Source organism: Actinoalloteichus spitiensis RMV-1378, from assembly GCF_000239155.1.
Classification (GTDB): Bacteria; Actinomycetota; Actinomycetes; order Mycobacteriales; family Pseudonocardiaceae; genus Actinoalloteichus_B; species Actinoalloteichus_B spitiensis.
In genome coordinates this window covers 1-1,012 of record NZ_AGVX02000821.1, presented here as the reverse complement: position 1 = coordinate 1,012, position 1,012 = coordinate 1, and the positions used below count along the sequence as shown (strand labels likewise).

At 71.7% G+C, this 1,012-nt stretch carries 1 protein-coding gene; it reads left to right on the top strand.

Annotated features, from left to right (window positions below; genetic code table 11):
- Window positions 1-569: 569 nt before the first annotated feature.
- Window positions 570-1,012, top strand: a 443-nt coding sequence (locus ACTIDRAF_RS31430) for a helix-turn-helix domain-containing protein (protein WP_039789796.1), incomplete at its 3' end; no start/stop codon positions are given.

Below are 1,012 nucleotides of genomic sequence, written 5' to 3'. Positions count from 1 at the left end.
CGGGCGCCGCGTCGGGTCAACCGGGGTGACGGGGCGGGCGCGGCGGCGTCCGGGAGGGTCACGGCGTCCCGGCGCGTGGACGGGACGAGCCCCGCGCCACGGGGTCCCTGGCTCGGCCGGCGACGCGCCGGCCCTCCGGCGTCCGGGCCGGCGGAGGCGTGCGGTGAGGGGCGCGAGCTCGGGCGGGGCCGTGCCCCCGCGATCCTGGTCGCGTCGTCGCGATCCCCACTGGGGACGGGGTGGCGGGCGGTAGGCTGTGGCCGTTCGGACCCACGCAGCACCCCAGTGCCGGGATCGGCGGGAACGGGGTGGGGACGAGGGATTTGCCCACCACCTGGGTGCCTCCCCTGCGCCCAAGTGGTGGACTGCCCCCCAGCCCCCAGACAAGGAAGACCGGTGCCCTCGGCATTTCGACTCCACCGAAGGTGGAGCGGCGGATGCTTTCAGGACAGTTGAGTCGTTCCTTGCCGCGAGTCTAAGGTGAGAGCGGAGTTCGTTTCAACCCACGTGAAGAGATTGCTCCGTTGGGGTTGTTGTGAGTCTAAGTCGGGGGGACTGAGAGGGTGGCGATGGCCGAGGCGGAGAAGCCCGAGACACGCACACTGGCCGGCAAGCTGAACCACCTCTTCGCCCGCGTGCACCCGCCGGGACAGGGCGAGTACAGCAACGAACACGTCGCCGCCGCGATCCGCGAGCGCGGGGTGAACATCTCCCAGAGCTACATCTGGGCTCTCCGCAAGGGACGGTCGGACAACCCCACCAAGCGCCACCTGGAGGCGCTCGCCGAGTTCTTCGGCGTCCACGTGGGCTACTTCTTCGACGACGCGCTCGCGCAACGCGTCGACGCCCAGCTCGACCTCGTCAACGCCCTGCGGGACGCCAACGTCCGGGACGTCGCCCTCCGCACCATGCAGTTGGACGACGACGCGCGACGCTCCGTCGCCCGGATCGTGGAGGAGATCAGCCAGATGCGGGCGGCCGGTCGGGCCGCCCCTCCCGACGGCGACGGCCC